This is a genomic window from Mesorhizobium opportunistum WSM2075 (assembly GCF_000176035.2).
In the GTDB taxonomy this organism is placed as follows: Bacteria; Pseudomonadota; Alphaproteobacteria; order Rhizobiales; family Rhizobiaceae; genus Mesorhizobium; species Mesorhizobium opportunistum.
Window position 1 is genome coordinate 6,620,957 of sequence record NC_015675.1, and the last position, 18,446, is coordinate 6,639,402.

Sequence of the window (18,446 nt, forward strand, 5' to 3'; positions counted from 1 at the left end):
ACAAACGAGATCCTATGGACCCGCTTACCACAGCCAGTACCGTCGCCGTTTCGTGTTACGCGCTGCTCTCGACCGTTTATAAAGGCATGCAAGCGGTTTATGCGCAGCCGGGACACGTTGCCTCGAGCTCGGACGACTTGCTCGCCTTCGACCTTTGGCCGAGCGTGGATGTCATTATCCCCTGCTACAACGAGGAGCCGCGCACACTTTCGGCCTGTCTGGCTTCGGTTGCAAACCAGGAATACGCCGGAAAGCTGCATGTCTATGTGGTTGATGACGGTTCTGGAAATCGCAACGCCCTCATGCCGGTGCATCACGCCTACGTGGACGACCCCAGATTCACCTTTATTCAGCTCCCCCACAACGTCGGCAAACGCAAAGCACAGATCGCCGCGATCCGTGGTTCGTCTGGAGATTTCGTGCTCAGCGTCGACTCTGACACGACTCTCGAGCCCGACGTGATCGCGAAACTTACGGCACGGATGCGGGATCCAGCGATCGGCGCCGCCATGGGCCAGCTGACGGCATCCAACCGGAGCGACACTTGGTTGACCCGGTTGATTGACATGGAGTACTGGCTCGCTTGCAACGAGGAACGGGCTGCGCAGGCCCGCTTTGGTGCGGTCATGTGCTGTTGCGGCCCCTGTGCAATGTACCGCCGCTCTTGTCTGATGTCGCTGCTGGATCAATACGAAACCCAGCTGTTTAGGGGCAAACCTAGTGACTTCGGCGAGGACCGCCATCTTACCATCCTGATGCTGAAAGCAGGCTTTCGGACCGAGTACGTTCCGGACGCCGTCGCAGCGACAGTCGTTCCGGACAAGATGGGGCCCTATCTGCGCCAACAACTACGCTGGGCACGAAGCACTTTCCGCGACACGCTGCTGGCACTGCGCCTGTTGCCGGGCCTCGATCGCTACCTCACGTTGGACGTGATTGGACAGAATGTCGGTCCATTGTTGCTCGCGGTCGCTGTACTAGCCGGGCTCGCAGAGCTCGCATTGACAGATACGGCGCCTTGGCCAACGGCAATTATCATTGCCGGCATGACGATCATTCGATGCACCGTGATAGCTTTCCGTGCACGCCAAGTCCGATTCTTCGGCTTTTCTCTGCACACGTTCATCAACATCTTTCTCCTACTTCCCTTGAAAGCTTATGCGTTGTGCACCTTGAGCAACAGTGATTGGCTGTCGCGCAAAAATGCCATCCAGCCCCATGGGAGCAAGAAGCCGATCATCGTCGCAAACCCGATCACCAGGGCAAATGGTACAGGCAGTCCGGGAATTGCCGGCTCGAATCGTACGGATCGTTCTCGCGATTCTGCACAGCTGGTTGAGCCTGGCGTTCTTCACAGCTCCGAGTGACCGAGTACTTGGGTAGAGAATACGTCGTGAGCTTAGGCATACATCCACGATCAGACCGAGAACCAGCCGAAAGCGACCGTAGCCTTCGACCCTATTTTGCGCGGCTGCGACACTCGTTTTCTCTCATTCCTCAAGGACCAGCACAGGTACCAGCTGCTCTGGACCAGAACCTCGAAAGTAAGCTGCCGGCCGGCCGATTGGCCTGTTTTCAGCCTGAGATAGACGTATGTCCAATGTAGCAATCGACCTTGACCAGGTAACCAAGTCATTTGGCAGCAAACTCGTTGTGAACGGGTTGTCCTTCACTGTGGGTACGGGAGAGTGCTTCGGCCTGCTGGGGCCGAACGGTGCAGGCAAGAGCACCATTGCGCGCATGCTCCTCGGCATGACCCGGCCCGACTCCGGTAAGATCACGGTGCTCGGAGTGCCGGTGCCGGGTCGAAGTCGCTTGGCCCGCAAGGGCATAGGTGTCGTTCCGCAGTTCGACAACCTGGACCTGGAATTCACGGTCCGCGAGAACCTGATGGTGTTCGGGCGGTACTTCGGCATGAGCACACGGAAGATTCAAGAGGTCGTTCCATCTCTCCTTGAGTTTGCCCGCCTTGAGAGCAAGGCGGACGCACGTGTGGGCCAGCTATCAGGCGGCATGAAGCGGCGTCTAACGTTGGCGCGCGCGCTGATCAACGACCCCCAACTTCTTATAATGGACGAGCCGACTACCGGCCTCGACCCGCACGCCCGCCACCTGATCTGGGAGCGGCTCCGTTTTCTGCTGGCGAGCGGAAAGACAATCATTTTGACCACCCACTTCATGGAAGAGGCTGAGCGGCTATGCGATCGGCTGTGTGTACTGGAGCGGGGACGCAAGATTGCCGAGGGCAGCCCTCATGCTTTGATAGACGAACATATTGGATGCAATGTGATCGAGATCTTTGGCGGCAATCCGCAGGAGCTGACTTCGCTAATCAAGCCGTACGTTCAGCGCATTGAGGTAAGCGGTGAGACCCTCTTTTGCTATGCGCCCGATCCAGAGCAGGTGCGTGTCCAGCTTCGCGGGCGCGCAGGTCTGCGGATTCTGGAGCGTCCACCAAGTCTGGAGGACGTCTTCTTGCGGCTAACCGGACGCGAGATGGAGAAGTGAAAAATGCGTGAAGGTCTTGCGGCGGCACTGCCCGCCAACGCGTGGAACTGGATTGCGGTGTGGCGCCGTAACTATCTGGCGTGGAAGAAGGTCGCATTTGTGTCGCTTCTCGGCACTCTTGCCGATCCTATGATTTACCTTTTCGGGCTCGGTACGGGGCTTGGACTGATGATAGGTCGGGTTGAAGGCGCCTCGTACATTGCCTTCTTGGCAGCCGGGATGGTCGCGACAGGCGCGATGACCGCATCGACCTTCGAAACAATATACGCGGTTTTCAGTCGCATGCGCGACCTGGGCACCTGGGAAGCAATCCTTCATACACAACTCACCCTGGGCGACATCGTTCTTGGTGAATTGGCATGGGCAGCCACCAAGGCCTTTCTGGCAGGTACCGCAATTACCATTGTTGCTGTTATGCTAGGCTATGCCGATTGGACGTCCCTGCCCTATGTGCTGCCGGTAGTCGCTCTCACCGGCTTCGCCTTTGCCAGCCTGGCAATGGTCGTCATCGCGCTCACCCCCAGCTATCACTATTTCATATTCTATCAGACGCTCGTCATCACACCCATGCTGTTCCTGTCTGGCGCGGTCTTTCCAGTCGGCCAGTTGCCAGGCGCCTTTCAGCGCGTGGCGGCCTTCTCCCCCCTGGCGAACTCTATCGACCTGATCCGCCCGGCAATGCTTGGCCATGTGGCAGACAACGTCGGGCTGCATATCGGCGCACTTTGTATGTACACGGTTTTGCCGTTCTTCCTCTCTGCTGCGCTCTTTCGCCGACGCCTGATGCGTTGACGCTGCTTACGACGGCACGAGAACGAGGGCCGCAATGCATCTTGAATTGGCCACCATCAAAGCTGTAGCCGAATTGAGTCCGCGTTCAAGACATAGCAGCCGAATTTCTGGTGCCCTGGTCTGCCCTAACCCTCGCGACCGCTACTAGCTGGAACCACATAGCAATGACACACCGCACGCCGATGCCTCAGCCTTTTGTTATCCTTGCGATGCCAAGGACTGGCACACATTATTTGGAGGAACTGCTAAACGAGCATCCGACCGTGCTGAGCAACGGTGAGTTGCTCAATGAGTACGACACCAATTGGCCCGGAAAGGATCGCCTGCTACGCACGGATCGTGAGCTCCTCGAACAAGCTTATTGGCGTTATCCCACGCCAGACTACAAGAACGTGACGCATATTGGCTGCAAGATCAACGAGCCCCAATTTCACGAACGTCCAGGTTTTTTTGCTGAACTGACCCGTTGGCCAGCACTCAAGGTCATACTCGTAACTCGAAACATATTGGAATCGCTTCGGTCCTTTGCACAGGCAAGGCAAAGCGGCCAATGGCTGAAATTCAGTTCGGACGCCGCTCGGCCGCCGCGCGTAAGATTGTCAATCGCTGATTGCGAGGCTTACTTCAAAGCCGCGGACAATTTCCACGCTCGCATCGAGCACTCCTTCACGACGAGCCAGCTGCTTGTAGTCGAATACGAGAGCCTCCTTCACGAACCCGCTGCTTGCTTGGGAAAGGTTTGGCATTTTTTGGGCGCACCGGCCGTTGGGCTCTCTGATCGCGCCGTCCTTCAGCGCCAGGAAACGCGAGCGCTGGACCAGACAGTGCAGAATTTTGATGAGTTGCAGCTCCACTTCGCGCATGGACCATACGCCCGGTTCTTTGACGTGGGTGGTCTGTGATTGGCCCGCTACGCCGACGGCAGTTCGCTTGCTGCGGGGCCACTCGATCCCTTCCATTGAAGGTTGAAATTACGAACCACCCGATGGCGCCTGCCGCAGTTCTCAACAGGAACGGCGGCCTTAGCGGTGCTTCCCTTCCTTGGGCATACCGCGTCGGCACCACGCGGCTTTTTCTCGTCAGTGGGCCCACGCTGGCAATTTCGAAACGTTGGGCCGGATTTTGGCACTGACGACACCCCTGCCAGAGTTTGACGATGTCTGATTGCGGTTGCAGGCGAGAAAGATAATGGAGCCCGTTCTAAGTCGAACGGCCTTGAGCCGGGCCAGCCGGTCCTTTTTGTCATAATAACATGGAGATCGAGATGTTGTGTCTAGGAGTGAGTGGCGGATTGGACAAAGTCCATGAAAACCGATTCCAGTTTGCGAATACATTTTTGCACGATGGTGCTGCGGTGCTCGTCCGAGACGGACACGTAATAGCGGCCGTTGAAGAGGAGCGCCTCAACCGGATCAAGCACTCCAACAAGCTCGCGAGTGGTGCGATTCAATACTGCCTCTCAGCCGCTGGAGTTCAGCTCAAAGACATCGATCGTGTAGCGTTTTACGCTACCGAAGCCTATTGTAACGCCGCCCTGGAGAAGATGCTTATTTCCCAGCCGGACGCCTCCATCCCTGTGGACGCTAAATTGATGGTACAGAAGCTGTTCGCGCAGGAGTTCGGCACCGAACTGGAGGCTTCGCGTATCTCATTCGTAAGTCATCATCAGGCGCACGCGGTAAGTGCTTTTGCAATGTCGGGCTTCGAACAAAGCCTGATTTTCGCGATTGATGGCTCTGGTGATTTCTTGTCGGGCCTCTTGGCGGTCGGGTCTGGCACAGAAATCCGGCAGCTCGAGAGTTTCCCAGAGAATAACTCTCTAGGCCTGTTCTATATAGAAACTATTCGTCATCTGGGCTACGGCATGTTCGACGAATATAAGGTAATGGGGCTTTCCCCATACGGCGATGCAGTTCCCTATCGCGAGCTCTTCGAGCAGTTCTATGAACTCTTGCCCAACGGTGGCTACCGCGTCCATCTGGACCGCATCGGCCCGACACTGCTCCGCAACATCAGTGTCAGGCGAAAGGGAATGCCATTCACACAGCAACATCGTGATGTGAGTGCCTCATTGCAGGAAGCGCTGGAGCGGATCGTGTTCCACATTCTCCGCCATCATCGTGAGGCGACCGGGATGAAGCGGCTGTGCCTCGCTGGAGGCGTAGCCCACAACTGCTCGATGAATGGCAAACTGCTGTATTCAGGGCTTTTCGAAGATATTTTTGTTCAACCCGCAGCGCATGATGCTGGGTGCGCATTGGGCGCCGCACTCATGGCATCTGCTGAGCTGGGGCACCCTGCGCCTCGCAAGCGGTTGCGGGAGGTCTATTGGGGGCCTGATCTCGGAAGCGACCAGGCCGTCGAGCAGGAACTTATTGCATGGGCCGGGCACATCGAGGTCGAACGCACCGATGATGTGGCCAGCAGTGCAGCCGACTTGATGGCCAATGGCGCGGTGATCGGCTGGGTGCAGGGCCGTTCGGAGTTCGGTCCACGTGCGCTTGGCAACCGAAGCATTCTTGCAGATCCACGACCTGCCGCAAACAAGGAGCGGATCAACGCAATGGTTAAGAAGCGCGAAGGGTATCGGCCCTTCGCGCCATCGGTGCTGGAGGAGGATGCGGCCGAATTTTTCGACCTGCCGGACACTGAATGCGAATTCCCTTTCATGAATTTCGTCGTTCGTGTGCGCGACTCTATGCGTGGCTTGCTCGGCGCCATCACACACGTCGACGGTACCGCGCGGCTGCAAACCGTATCGCGCAAAGCCAACCCGGCCTACTGGGACCTTATTAATGCTTTCAAGAAGCGGACGGGCATCCCAATTTTGCTGAACACATCCTTCAACAACAACGCCGAGCCGATCGTAGATTCAGTTGCAGACTCGATTGCGACCTTTTTAACGACAGAATTGGACGGACTTGTGGTCGGGCCGTTCCTCGTCAAGAAACGGGCTACCGCGCTGGAGGACTGGACTGCGCTCGCGGTTTCATTGCCTCCTCAGTTTAGTCTGCATCAAGTACGTGCTTATACAACGCAAGATCGCCAGGAGACGGTCTGCGAGATTCGCGCAGTCCACTCCCCTCGCGACGGTGTGCGCATTTCAAGTGAAGTGTACGCTCTGCTCATTCAGATCGAGGGCGAAGCCGTGCTGGGGGATCTCCTCAATCCAATCACGCTAGATGAAGCTAAGCGTCAAGCTCTCACAAAGGAGCTTCGTCAGTTGTGGGAGCAGCGCTGCATTCGGCTGCACCCCTCACAAGCTGTTCGCGTCCGTCAAGGCCCCGATCGTTTGCTGGAGCAGGCATAACAGGCCCACCAAAATGGCTCTTTTGGCTCCATGCCTTGGTCTGAACAGGAGCGGTGCGTTGTCCAGAATCGGACTGCTCACCAATGGGTGAGGCGACACCAAAGCCGGTTGGGGGTCAGTTTTTAGTGCCCTTTAACAGCAATGCTTGCTGATGCCTTGTGAAGGCGCCCGTGGTCGCCTGGTTGCCGGAGAGGCAACCAGGCGCGCGTCCTTCAGCATTCCCAAGCCCGACCGTCGACATCAACGCCAATCGGCCTTGAGAACGCGCCATCGATCGAACGCGAAAAGCAGGCTGGCCGGCCTTCAGGAGAAGGCCAGGGTAGCAAACTCGCACAAGAGGTGAAGCGGACGACTAAAGGCTCAGTGAATTCATGTGCGTACCATGCCACTAAGTGAACTCGCAAGATTTCCTCGGTCAGTACCGGGACCACGTTCCGACCAAACCAGATGACCGCCGCGGTACTCACGGAAGAAGGATTGGCCCCAGCGGTGGCCGCGGCGAGGAGTAGCTCCGGTCGGCCTCCGTACCACGCTCTGCCGCTGCCGGACGAAGCTCGATGCGAGTTCGACTCGGCTCGTGCCCTCCACTCTCCATGCGCGCCATTCTGCGCAGCTGTCCGCTCTTCGCCGCCAACTCAAGTCGGTTCACGTTTTGATAAGCCGGGCTAGCGTCGCTAGCCGGCCTTTCGGATGTAAGCCGTCCTGCACTGCCAGCGCAGATTGGATCGGCGCACTTGAGCAGCTCCTTTCAGTCCGGATGCCACCCGTCGCTGCGCCGTCGAAAACCAGGAAGATAGCTTTTGCATGCTGCGAGGAAGCACCACCTCCTCGGTTCGAGATGAAATAGCCTGCTTGCTTTTAGGTGCTCGTAGGCTGTTTTAGGATGTGCGTCGCCAGCAGGGCTTGCTCAAGCGATCGGATGCATATAGCTCGGCTACAGAAGAGCCGGCCAGACCTTCATTCCGTCGTCTGCCGCGACTTCCTGTACAATTCGTCTTCAACAAGGAACGACCTATGAGGCGGCAGCCCCGAGCATTCACGGTGGAGATCAGACAGAAGCGCAGTTCTCAAAAACGGAGTCTTTCAATCTGGAGCGATGTCGATCTCACCGCAGCAATGGCCGAGACAAGAAGGGAACTCGAGAAGATGGAGTTGCCAAATGGTCGCCCTGTTGACTCGAGTGTAGTATCGCTCAATGCTGAACACATGCACAAACCGCGAGCGGAGCATCTCATGACGAATTCCCTGGACGCAGGATCAGGAACAACTGCAACGCAACCGGCAGCCAAAGTGGAGACGCCTCTGAAGAAGAAAGCACAACGGTCGCCGAGAGCTAAGGTTGAGCCCAGGCCGCCTGCTCGGAAGAACGCGCCCAATGCGGCGTCGCAGGCGCAGCAAATACCAGCGGCGGCCGTGCGGACCGGACGCAAGATCTACTCTGAAAACGAGCGCGCTCAGATGCTTGCCCTTATACAGAAGTCTATCAGTGGCGGCGCCACCCATAAGAGCGCGGTCAAGCAGGCCGGCATCTCGGAACAGACCTACTATCAATGGAAGAGAGCTGCGCTGCCTGCATCGGTTGGTGATGATCTGAAGGACCTCGTCGCGCTTGAGGAAGAAAACAAGCGACTGAAGAGCCTGCTCGCGGAACGGCTGCGCAAGGAGAACGCGGAACTGAAGAGGAAGCTGGAGCTTGAATAACGCTGCGGTTGGGGTGGGCCACTCGCCCTTGGTCCGCCATCAGTTGCTCTTCGTCCGAAAACCGATAGCTCGCCGCCCTCCGCATCAGATCCGATCTTCGCCTTGCCGCCCATCGAACTGCCGCGGCCGCCCAAGGCGGTCCAATGGCCAGTTTTGACAATGGTGATGCGGCAAGCGCCTGCATCAGCGAGATACAGCGATCTCAAATGACTTCTCGGCTCAATCGCCTGCGCGAATTAGACTGGCACTCGCCTGAGAAGCCCGCGTCGGATGAGATCGATGCTGGAGGCAAATGCGCCTGCAAAGTCATTTAACGCATGGACCTCCTCCACAAGCTCAAAGGAGAAGGGGCCCGAATAGCCGCCATCGAGTAGCGTCCGGATTTGGCTGCAATTGTCCGAGCCGCCCAGGATGCGATCCGGGCGAATCCAGAAGGTTGGATCGTTTATGCTCGAAATGTGCACGAGACCGGTCAAGTCGCAGAAGAAGGACGTCTCGCGGGCAAGCGTGTGGTGGAATGTATCGTGGACAAGCCGGAAGGCGGACTGGCCATCAACCGAGGCAATGGCGATAGCCGCTTCTTTCTTCGACCGAAGTGAGGAGGTCTGGAACCCAAGCGGCTCGATAAGCCCAACAAGACCTCGCGACTGAAGTATTGGCTTTAGCGCCTTCAAGGCGACGCGGAGATTGCCTTGGCGCTCGGCATTGGCGGACCGCGAACCGTCGTTCACCGGCACCAGCATGAGCGCCTGGGCGCCGCAGGCGGCCGCATAATCGGCGAGCTTGCTGGCCTCGGCTTTGCGGGCGTGAGTCCACTCGTCGAATCGCTGCAAGGCGTTGACTGAGATAATCGTGACTCCCGCTTCGGCAGCGGCAGCCCGGACATCCGCCGACGGCTTGCCGCGCGCAACAGCCTTACTGCAAGGATCAGTCCTGACTTGCACGTCGGTTAGACCGAGATCGCGGGCGAGTGCGAGGAACGTCATGACGTCAAGCCCAGGTGTCGCCATATGGTCGAGTGCAAACCGAAGCGGCGCCACGCGCACGGATTGGCGTTCTTTCATCAAGGCGGCCGCCATTCGCGGCTCACTGGCCGTTTGGCGATTTTCAAGGCCGAAATGTTCGGCATAGGGAGGCGAGCCGGTCGAAGTCACCCGCTCTTTATTCATAGGATTGTCTATCATTGTGAGCCGACTTTCACGCAACGGGTACCACCGCGCCTCTTGAGACATTCATCTGCTAAGCGAAATGACCGAAGATGGATCCAGCCTACCCAGCCGCTTCTGCAGAGTGAGTACCAGGCCGCAAGGATGCTGAACCGCTCCGGAGCCAAACTGATGTGGCCGGCTGCTCCGCCGTAGCGAGGTGGACTGCCAGTGCAATCATAGCGCCTCCCCGACCTCTCCCTCAGGCGCTGATTCAATCCAGGACGCGCTGCTGTGCGGCCTTCAATGCCGCTGGGCACAAAGCCAACATGTCGGCGAGAGTATTGAACGCAATTGGGGCGACCGCCGGCGAGACTGCGGGCGACAACATAGAGTCGCCGAGCACCAGGCGTTATGGCGAGCACAAAAGCCGCGGCAAGGCGTAGGGCGAGTTGCGTCAGATTTGTCATGGGGTCGATACCAACGAAGTTTATGTTGCTAAGGGATGAAGGAGGCGACCTCACGGTCAGATGCCCGCTCGCTCGCTGCGAGGCCCGCAGCCACTCCGGCACGGTCGGCCGCGTTCCGATTCTGGCTCATCTTGCGCTTGCCCTCGATCCTCGTGATCGACATGCGCAGACCCACAATTCCGCGGAGTTGGGCCTGCACGAAATCCGACGGCGCATCCGACACCGCCCAGGGCGAGACGCGCTCACCCTCGTGGTGGTCGGTCAGGCGATTCACGGCCTCCAGCAGCCTCCCGGTGTCCTCGAAGAACTCGACCGGGCCATAAGCGTGGACGGTGACGTAATTCCAGGTAGGCACAACCTTCCCGGTTTCCTGTTTGGTCGCGTACCACGCCGGGGTCACGTAAGCCTCCGGCCCCATGAAGATGGCCAGACCGTCGCCCAGCGGGGGAACACGGCACTGTGGATTGGCCTTGGCGAGGTGGCCGTAGATCACGCCGTGCTCGCCCTCGCTTTCATCAAGCAAGAGGGGCAGCGGCGAGGCGAAGAGTCCTTCGGCCGTCGCGGTGACGAAGTTCGCCAGAGGAGATGCGCGGACGCTCGCCCGCAGGAAATCCATATCATCATCGCGGAAGGCGGGAGGGGTGTACATCGGGGAACTCCGTGTGTGCGCTGCAGGTCGGGATACCGGCAATCTGACCCTCAGGAAACAGCCAGTTAATTACAATTGAAGTCGTCCAGTTGGTGAAGTGACTTGGCGAGCCCAGATCATCGGGCCAACTATCTTAGTGGCCCAACAGTCGTAGAGGGCCGTGTGTCCAGCTTGCCCAGCAGGACCTGGGTGACGCCGAGCTGGCGCCGTCCTCCAGGGTTGGCGAAATCATGACACAGCATGTGCCGCCGAGCCGCTGGCGGCGTCGGCGGCAAGGTCGCGACCCGCAGATATGGCTGCGTACCGATCCGCTCGGGAAGTTAGCCTTCGAAGGAGGCGGAGAGCTCCCCCGACGGGTGAGCATGTGCCTCTCGATCGACATCTCTGATAGGCTTCCGTGCCGCCGGCCTGCCTATCAGGCGGCGCATGCAGGCCAGCTCAGCCTCGATGACAGGGACGGCACGTTCCTCAACCGACCCGCCTGGCGGAACTGGCGACCGAGGCTTTAGCGGTGGTGATTTCCTGTTCGTAGACCTTACACCCTGGTGCAAGCTCTCTCAGACCGCTCACGAGCATCTTAGCTGCGTCCTCGAGCGCTCCTTCCGGCATCGCTGCTAAGCTTTCCAAAATAAACCACATGCGGCCGCCCACCGTCTCCAACCGGGTGCGCGTGCCCTGCCGCCAGTTCCAGCGGCGACATGTAGCTGCCAGATCGTCGCGCCAGATGACCTCCCCCTTGGAAGGCTTTTCGACGACCGCTTCCCCATTCAAAACAGTGTGGAAGCACTCCGTTCCTTCCGCAATTGTCAGCCGTGGTTTACCGACATATGCATCGAAATTTTCGCCGCCGACGGGTATTGCGAAACGCAGGCTCACTGCATTGTAGAGGTCAACGACAGGATTTATCGATGGGATGCGGCCGTCCCTCTCCACCCGTTTTTTCAATGCGTGCGCCGAGCACGGCGTCCGGTTTGGTTTCGCTCCGAATCGGACGTATGCCTCCGCCCAATTGGCCAAGTGCGCTTCTCCCCATGCGGGTCCTCCCGCTCGGACGAAATCGCAAGCCTCTCCCAACACGTCTCGAGCCATGACGCCTCGCGCACTGTCCTGTGCATCAACAAGAATGCTGATAGCGCGAAAGTCAGGTGCGATCTCTGCTATTTCCTCGTCGATCAGCGGAAAATCCATCAACGCTTTCTCCTTTAAGCCGGCCGCACGGCGCCTTGCTTCCAGTGGATGTAAGAGTCTCGTCGAGAACTCTCTTCGCCAGGTCGCAGGGTCAGAGTACTGCCCGGGACCCGGAATGGCCGACAGGGCCAGTCACGGCAAGTCTTGCTGATCCAGTCTGCGATCGCTGCCGGCGTGACTCTGGGGTCACGAGCCAGGCCTGTGCACCGTCAGGCCGGTTATTGAGGATGTTGCCGAGTGCTCGCAAGGCTTTTTACCCGTTGGACAGCGCCAGTAAGGAGCCGAACGCCATTCTCGATCTGCCGAATGGTCAGGGCGGAATAGCCCATCACCAGTCCAATCCGGTCAGCACGGCCTTCATCTCGAATGTACAGTGATGAAATCGGATGGATGCCCACCCCGACCCGCCGCGCCTCTTCAACCAGGATGTCCTCCAGCGACCGAGAAAGATCCTTGAACCAGACGACGACATGCAGCCCTGCATCAGCACCCTCGATGACAATACCGTCTGCGAACGCGCGTTGAAGGACGGCAAGCAGCGCCTCACGGCGCTCGCCGTTGAGACGGCGGACGCGTCGCACATGGCTTTCATAACCACCGCTCTCGATAAGTGAGGCCAGGGCCTCCTGTTCGGCAACCGGAGAATGCCTGTCGAGAAGCTGCTTGGCCGTCGCAAAGACATCTTGCAACTCGGCCGGAACCACCAGGTAGCCGATGCGCAGCATCGGCGACAGTGTCTTGGAGATCGTCCCAACATAGATGACGGAACTGCGGTCTTCCAGCTTGTGCAACGGGGGCACCGGACGAATGTCGTACCGGTACTCGCCATCGTAATCGTCCTCGATGATATAGGCGTCGTTGCGCCGAGCCCATTCGAGGAGTTGATAGCGCCGCGAAATCGACAAGACGCCGCCGAGCGGGAACTGGTGCGACGGGGTGACATAGGCCAGCCGCGCCGGAATTTCCTGCAGCAGCTCCGTCTTTATGCCCTCGCTATCGACGGCGACGGCCACTGGAGTGGCTCCTGTGCTGGCAAAGACTAGGCGCGCCATTCTATAGCAGGGATCCTCGATCACGAAGCTGTCAGCAGGATCTAGCAGCAGACGCGCGCAAAGGTCCAGGCACTGTTGTGATCCACTCACGACGAGGATCTGCTCGACCCGGCAGCTAAGCGTTCGGGCGCGCCACAAATATCCCTGCAACGCCTGGCGCAAGCGATGCGAGCCGCGTGGATCGTGATAGGCCAGCCTTCCGGGACTTTGTGACATCGCCGCGTTCATCGCGCGCTTCCACGTCAGTGCAGGGAAATCAGATGGTGCGAGGTCGCCGTAGCGGAAATCGACCTTGAGACGGTTCGGGAGGTAGTCGGGCCGTGGCGGACTGGCGCGCAGTCGCTCGCCGTAACTGGAAAGGTGAATCGGGCCAGTCCTTTTCGGCACCGCGCTAGTCGCTTTACTCCCGACTAGCGAAGCTGCAACGCGAGGTCTTGCGCCTTGGATGACCTCAATGAAACCCTCGGCGACCAGCTGGTCATATGCCACCGTCACCGTGGTTCGCGACACACCGAGTTCATTTGCGAGGCCCCGGGACGACGGCAGCTGGCTGCCCGTTTCATAGATGCCGCCCAGGATCTGCTCGCGAAGAGCTTCGCAGATCTGGCGCGCGCCCAGACCTTGAGGGCGAGCTGTCGAAGCGGCAGGAGAAGGCTGGACCATTTCTTTCATCGCCAACTGAACGTTCCATCTGAGTTAGTGTGACGGCATTGTTCCCGAAATCAAGAGGGCTAAAGCCGATGGCCAGCGCCGAAGATTCGCTTGAAAACGAGGCAATATCAATGCCGTTCCGGAACGAGGTCGACCTCGCATTTGCCACCCGGGCCATACATCACGGCTACGATCCGGCCGGCTTTTCCAATTCCGTTCAGACGACTGTGTTTCTTACATTGACCTACGGATTTGAAAGCGTGGCAGCAAACGAAGCCGCCGCAGCAGCGGAAGACTCTACGCACGCGAATACAACCCGACGACTGAGGTCCTCGAAAAGCGGCTCGCCAATCTCGACGGAGCCGAAGCTGGGCTGGTACTCGCCTCGGGGATGGCGGCCTTCGGCACGCTGATCCTTTCGCCGCTTTCGCAAGGTGACGAACTCATCGTCCACAACACCGTTTATGCCAATACACTCGCCATGGTCGAACAGGGCCTGCCGCATTTTGACTAAGGTCGTTGCCCTCGACCTGTCAAATCCCAGTAATTCGATGGGGCCATCACCCGAAAGACTCGGCTCGTTTTCTTCGAGACGCCGATCAACCCGCTGAGCCGTATCCTCGACATCGCTGCCATTGCCGAACACGCCCATTCTCGCCGGGTGAAGGTCGCGGTCGACAGCACCTTCGCCTCGCCCGCCCTCCAGCGTCCACTGGAACTCGGAGCTGACATCGTGATCCATTCCCTGACCAAGTACATCAACGGACATGGCGATGCGCTTGGCGGTTTCATACTCGGCGATGCGAAGACATTGCACCTGTTGCGCGAAACTGGCCTGCGCTATCTCACCGGGGCAGCGCTCTCGCCCATGTCCGCATTCCTGATCTTGCGCGGGCTGAAGACACTCACGCTGCGTATGGAGCGTCACAGTGCCTTTGGGCTCGCGGTCGCCCAGGCGCTCGAGGCGCACCTGGCTGTGGCTTGGGTTAGCTATCCGTTTCTCCGCTCTCATCCCGAGCATAAGATCGCGCGCAGACAGATGTCGAACGGCTCAGGCATGTTGGCTCTCGGCCTCCAAACGGGGTTCGAGGGCGCGCGCCGTATGATGGACGGTCTCACGTTGATCACCAGGTCAGTCAGCCTTGGCGATGCTGACAGTCTCATTTGTCATCCGGCAAGCCTAACCCGCTCGCGCAAGTCAATCCATCTGCAAGGACGCGCCTTTGCCTGAAGCAGTCGGCGACGACCTCATGTGCCTGTCGGTAGGCTTGAAGACGCCGCCGATTTGATCACCGATCTCAACGCTGGAGGGGGTCTGATGCCCAACGCTTCACGCAATCTAACAGCGGGAGCTTCAGCATGGCTTTCCTGAGCGGCCTTTGGCCTTCCCAATAACGCCAAGCGATAGTGACGGCAGCGTCGATATCCTCGCGCTTCGAAAGCTCAAAGCGCGGCTTTGTGCAGCAAAGGTGGATTCCATCGGCCTGCTCGGCAGCACCGGCACTTACATGTATCTGTCGCGCGAGGAACGCCGCCGGGCAATTTCTGAAGCGCTGGACGAGACGGTGGACGAGTCCCGCTCGTGGTTGTGGGCGCTTTGCGCACCGATGAAGCGGTAAAATATGCAAGGGATGCGAAGGCCCTCGGCGCAGCCGCGGGATTGCTCGCCGCTGTGTCATACAGTCCGCTCACTGAGGACGAAGTTTTCGAGCATTTTTCGACAGTGGCGCGCGAAAGTGGCCTTCGTATCGTGATCTACGACAATCCTGGAAACACGCATTTTCGCTTCACGCCAGCACTCATCGCGCGTCTGGGACAGTTGCCTGAGATCCTCGCTATGAAAAACTCAGCGGACCGGGGCGATGCTATCGAAGGCCAACTTGCGCACCAGAAAGAAATTCTGCCGAAAGGATTCTCGATCGGCTACAGCGGCGACTGGAACGCCACGGCGGCCCTGATCGCGGGCGCCGACACATGGTACAGCGTCCTCGGTGGCATCTTGCCGGAGCCCTGCCTGGCGATCGTCAGAGCGGCTCGGCACGGCGACCACACAGAAGTACACCGGATAGACGCCACGCTGGCCCCGGTGTGGGAGCTTTTTAAAACGTTCTCGAGCCTTCGCATTGTCTACGCTATCGCCGAGCTCCTCGAAATCTGTTCCGCCCAGCCCCCACGGCCAATCAAGCCGGTTTCAGCGGCCGCGAAGTACCAGGTCGCCGAAGTCCCGGCCCGTTTAGGATCAGGTCCCCAATCGTAAGCCCCGCTTTCGAGCGGTGTGCTGACCACCGACGGATTACAGCTCTCGACCCCTACCCAGCGCGCTCACCGTGTGTGCCGAGGGAGCGCAGCACCTCCCGTCCCTCGGGATATGTGACCACATCCTTGCTCCAGCGGCTTGCGAGGCCAGCTCTCACTGCGGCACAGTGCCGGCAAAATGTCATCGTCCGAGCATGCTACTCCTCCTAATTGTGTCAAGTTTAAATCAAATTGTCCTGTGTATGTTGACCGTTGCGCGACACTGACCTCGTAGAGGGCTGACGCGGCGGCTACTGAGAGGTTAAATGAAGAGCGATTTTTCCGCGGCCCGGGTGCATTTAGATCGGGCATACCACTATCTTGGTGGTGATGACCCGATGAGCCAGACGGGGCGTGAAGCCTTGGACGCTATAATTGAGGCGGTCGCCTTCGAAGAATTCAAACAGCCCCGCCAACAGGCGGAGGTGCTACCATTTCCGGATGTGCGTCGCTTCTGAGACGATCGCTCTAGCTATTAACCTGGGGAGCAAATCCTCCCTGCTCCCCAGGCATAACCCGATGGGTAATAGCCATGAAGGCCTGGGGCGCGCATCCACGATGCCGGGCAGGCAGCGAACTCCATGGGCGGGGAACACGCGGTCGATTGGGCCAAGGTCCTGTCCGAAGCGCGGTGTTACGGCCCCGCGTTAGCCACGCGGTCGGCGATCTTTCTGTTGTGAATTTTACTATGCTTCCTGCGAGCGCCGAGATCGAGCGTTCAACCCGTAGGCCAAACTTCATCTTAGTGTTCGCTACAAAAAGAAGACGGAGCGCCCATGGATGCGCCGCCTGTATTGCGTTCGGAAAACGCATGTGAACTGCTGGGCTAGGGACTGGGCGGGTCTCGTAGATCGTCGATGTTAGGACTTCCTCTTCGGTTGTGGAGCGCGGGGCTCACAGCTGCGTAGTCGTAGGCTGCGATGAATACGAATATTTTGAGCGGCGCCGTCGGCCTGCATGTTGGACCTGATCGTGTCGCCCTCCGCCGCCGGAATGACGGCGCCACGTAGGACCGAGAATTTCGGATAGGCATCGACGAAAGCGCCCCGAAGGCCGTGTGATCCATGTGATGGCCCCGCCTCATCGACTCTACAAGTCCCGTTGTCGGTACGCGGGTGCGAGCCATCGTCCCGTCATTGTCCAGGGGGCAGCCCGTGATCTTTCCGGCCGGCGCGTCCGATGAATTCGAAGTGCGCATTTGGCTCGATGCGCCGCCTAACCAATGCAGATGTACTGAACGTTCCACCACAATGGTTGGGTCCGGAGCCTCGCCCCTCCAGATGACCGGCGGGGCGTCTCGTTGGTCCGTTTGGCGGCGACCTCGCCTCCGGTAGTCATGCGATATGCCGCGTAAGGCATAGCCAGATCGACGATTTCCTGCCTGGCTACGTCAACAAGCCCGAACTCAAGGCTTGGCCCTGAGAAACGCGTTGGGTAGTGGGTCAGTTTGAAATTCAGGCCGCATTTTTAGCGTAAAGGGACATCTAGAACCCGCTCTCGCTCGGCGACTTCGGCATCTGTCAACGATCCCATATAGAGACAGTTGGCAATTCGGTTCTTCTCCGTAGGGGAAATGCCGAATGCCTTATTCAATTTTGCCAACTGATCGACGCAATCCTCACGAAGGACCGCTTGCAGCTGCTCCTGCTCCGCCTCGTCTTTCTGACGCTGGTAATTGCGATATTCGCCGAAAAGGTAATAGCCGACGCCAACGATCACCGCGATGCAGGCGCCGGCAATTAAGAGGCGCAAACCAGAGTCGGCCTTGTCCATTTCTCGCCCTCCCCAAAACCGCTAGGAACGCTTTTTATATGTTCCGCGAACCATCGGCTTTTCGGCTTCCTTCGCTTCGATCAGCGCAACGATATCGCCGATCTCCCAAAGTTTGCCAGTGACGCCAGCGGCCATCGCCGGGGTCATTCGCAAGGTGGCATGGATGCGAACAAAATTGTAGTCCATGAAGTGAAGCGCCACGGCGTTGGCGTGGGCTTCCACCTTCTTGGAAAAGCCGTTGGTCAGCCGAGTGAAGCGGCGCATATGCATCCGCATGGTGAGGTTCTGGCGCTCAGCAAATGACGTGCTGACATGCTTGATGTTTGGATTGCCTTCGATCCGCTCTTTGTTCGCTCCGGTGCATTCGGCGGGGCTGTAACGGCCCTTTGCGCTGTCAGGGGAGGCGCCATAGAGCTTGATCAGCATGGCGTAGTCGATGTCGCCACCGAATGCACCTTGAACAGCCTCTAGATAGGCCCTGTGGCCATCGCTGGTCAGCTGGACGCGATTGGCGAGGCGGCGCGAAAGATCGTCCATGAAGCCCATCGCGTATTCGCTGTCGCGACCGCCGACCAGCCACGACATGACAAGCTTGGTGTCGGCATCGATGGCCGTCCATGTCCATGTGTCGCCAGCGCCTTCCGGGGCAGCCTTGGCCGTCGCGACGTTCTTCTGCTTGGCGTAGGTGAAGCTCCAGATTTCATCGACCTGCACTCGCTTGCTGGTCAGGTTGCGAAGGGTTTCATCCTGATACTGTGCGCAAATCGCGCCAGCGTCAGAGAGAAGTTTTGCCACCGTATTTTTGCTGGTACCCATGATGCGGGTAATCGAACGGATCGACTGACCTTCGCAGAGCATGTGAAGGATACCAGACCGGGCTTGGGCGTCCAACTTATTCATACTGACCATTAT

General features: G+C 58.7%; 14 protein-coding genes and 1 pseudogene. 9 read left to right on the top strand and 6 right to left on the bottom strand.

The window, feature by feature from the left end; all coding sequences use genetic code 11:
- Positions 1–14: 14 nt before the first annotated feature.
- The 6 genes from nodC (at position 15) to MESOP_RS31730 (ending at position 8,311) form a co-directional block, all read left to right on the top strand.
- Positions 15–1,367 carry a chitooligosaccharide synthase NodC gene (gene nodC, locus MESOP_RS31705; RefSeq protein WP_013533535.1) on the top strand — a complete coding sequence of 451 codons (1,353 nt, stop codon included), beginning with the start codon at positions 15–17 and terminating at the stop codon, positions 1,365–1,367.
- Between the two features lie 226 nt (positions 1,368–1,593).
- Entirely contained in the window at positions 1,594–2,508 is a 915-nt protein-coding gene (nodI, locus tag MESOP_RS31710) for a nodulation factor ABC transporter ATP-binding protein NodI (protein WP_013533536.1), read from the top strand.
- A gap of 3 nt (positions 2,509–2,511) precedes the next feature.
- Positions 2,512–3,300, top strand: coding sequence for an ABC transporter permease (locus tag MESOP_RS31715; RefSeq protein WP_013533537.1), 789 nt, complete (start codon positions 2,512–2,514; stop codon positions 3,298–3,300).
- A gap of 164 nt (positions 3,301–3,464) precedes the next feature.
- On the top strand, positions 3,465–4,202 hold the full coding sequence (locus MESOP_RS31720; RefSeq protein WP_015319224.1) for a sulfotransferase domain-containing protein: 738 nt from the start codon (positions 3,465–3,467) through the stop codon (positions 4,200–4,202).
- 362 nt (positions 4,203–4,564) lie between these two features.
- Positions 4,565–6,610: a carbamoyltransferase family protein gene (locus tag MESOP_RS31725; protein ID WP_013533539.1), complete on the top strand. Its 2,046-nt coding sequence runs from the start codon at positions 4,565–4,567 to the stop codon at positions 6,608–6,610.
- 1,014 nt (positions 6,611–7,624) lie between these two features.
- Positions 7,625–8,311, top strand: coding sequence for a transposase (locus tag MESOP_RS31730; protein WP_245262924.1), 687 nt, complete (start codon positions 7,625–7,627; stop codon positions 8,309–8,311).
- A gap of 236 nt (positions 8,312–8,547) precedes the next feature.
- Here the strand turns inward: MESOP_RS31730 and MESOP_RS31735 are convergent, their stop codons facing one another.
- The 4 genes from MESOP_RS31735 to pdxR form a co-directional block, all read right to left on the bottom strand.
- Complete coding sequence (locus MESOP_RS31735) at positions 8,548–9,390, bottom strand: TIM barrel protein (RefSeq protein ID WP_013533541.1); 843 nt, start codon at positions 9,388–9,390, stop codon at positions 8,548–8,550.
- A gap of 564 nt (positions 9,391–9,954) precedes the next feature.
- Complete coding sequence (locus MESOP_RS31740; protein WP_013533542.1) at positions 9,955–10,575, bottom strand: FMN-binding negative transcriptional regulator; 621 nt, start codon at positions 10,573–10,575, stop codon at positions 9,955–9,957.
- Between the two features lie 468 nt (positions 10,576–11,043).
- On the bottom strand, positions 11,044–11,766 hold the full coding sequence (locus MESOP_RS31745; RefSeq protein ID WP_172832179.1) for a B3/B4 domain-containing protein: 723 nt from the start codon (positions 11,764–11,766) through the stop codon (positions 11,044–11,046).
- Positions 11,767–11,981: 215 nt separating this feature from the next.
- Positions 11,982–13,487 carry a MocR-like pyridoxine biosynthesis transcription factor PdxR gene (gene pdxR, locus MESOP_RS31750; RefSeq protein ID WP_013533544.1) on the bottom strand — a complete coding sequence of 502 codons (1,506 nt, stop codon included), beginning with the start codon at positions 13,485–13,487 and terminating at the stop codon, positions 11,982–11,984.
- 595 nt (positions 13,488–14,082) lie between these two features.
- On the opposite strand from pdxR, the gene MESOP_RS34485 reads away from it, so the two are divergent.
- The 3 genes and pseudogenes from MESOP_RS34485 (at position 14,083) to MESOP_RS31765 (ending at position 16,219) form a co-directional block, all read left to right on the top strand.
- Positions 14,083–14,697 (top strand): trans-sulfuration enzyme family protein, encoded by a 615-nt coding sequence (locus MESOP_RS34485; protein WP_425339448.1) that lies wholly within the window; start codon positions 14,083–14,085, stop codon positions 14,695–14,697.
- A 128-nt stretch (positions 14,698–14,825) separates the two neighbouring features.
- Positions 14,826–15,723, top strand: a pseudogene (locus tag MESOP_RS31760) (dihydrodipicolinate synthase family protein).
- 304 nt (positions 15,724–16,027) lie between these two features.
- Complete coding sequence (locus MESOP_RS31765) at positions 16,028–16,219, top strand: hypothetical protein (RefSeq protein ID WP_013533545.1); 192 nt, start codon at positions 16,028–16,030, stop codon at positions 16,217–16,219.
- 1,009 nt (positions 16,220–17,228) lie between these two features.
- Here MESOP_RS31765 and MESOP_RS31770 read toward each other — a convergent pair.
- Together MESOP_RS31770 and MESOP_RS31775 are read right to left on the bottom strand one after the other, a co-directional pair.
- Positions 17,229–17,534: a hypothetical protein gene (locus tag MESOP_RS31770; RefSeq protein ID WP_013533546.1), complete on the bottom strand. Its 306-nt coding sequence runs from the start codon at positions 17,532–17,534 to the stop codon at positions 17,229–17,231.
- A gap of 21 nt (positions 17,535–17,555) precedes the next feature.
- The gene (locus tag MESOP_RS31775; protein WP_081285673.1) at positions 17,556–18,434 is read right to left on the bottom strand and encodes an IS1 family transposase; all 879 of its coding nucleotides are present in this window, start codon (positions 18,432–18,434) and stop codon (positions 17,556–17,558) included.
- Between the last annotated feature and the right edge of the window lie 12 nt (positions 18,435–18,446).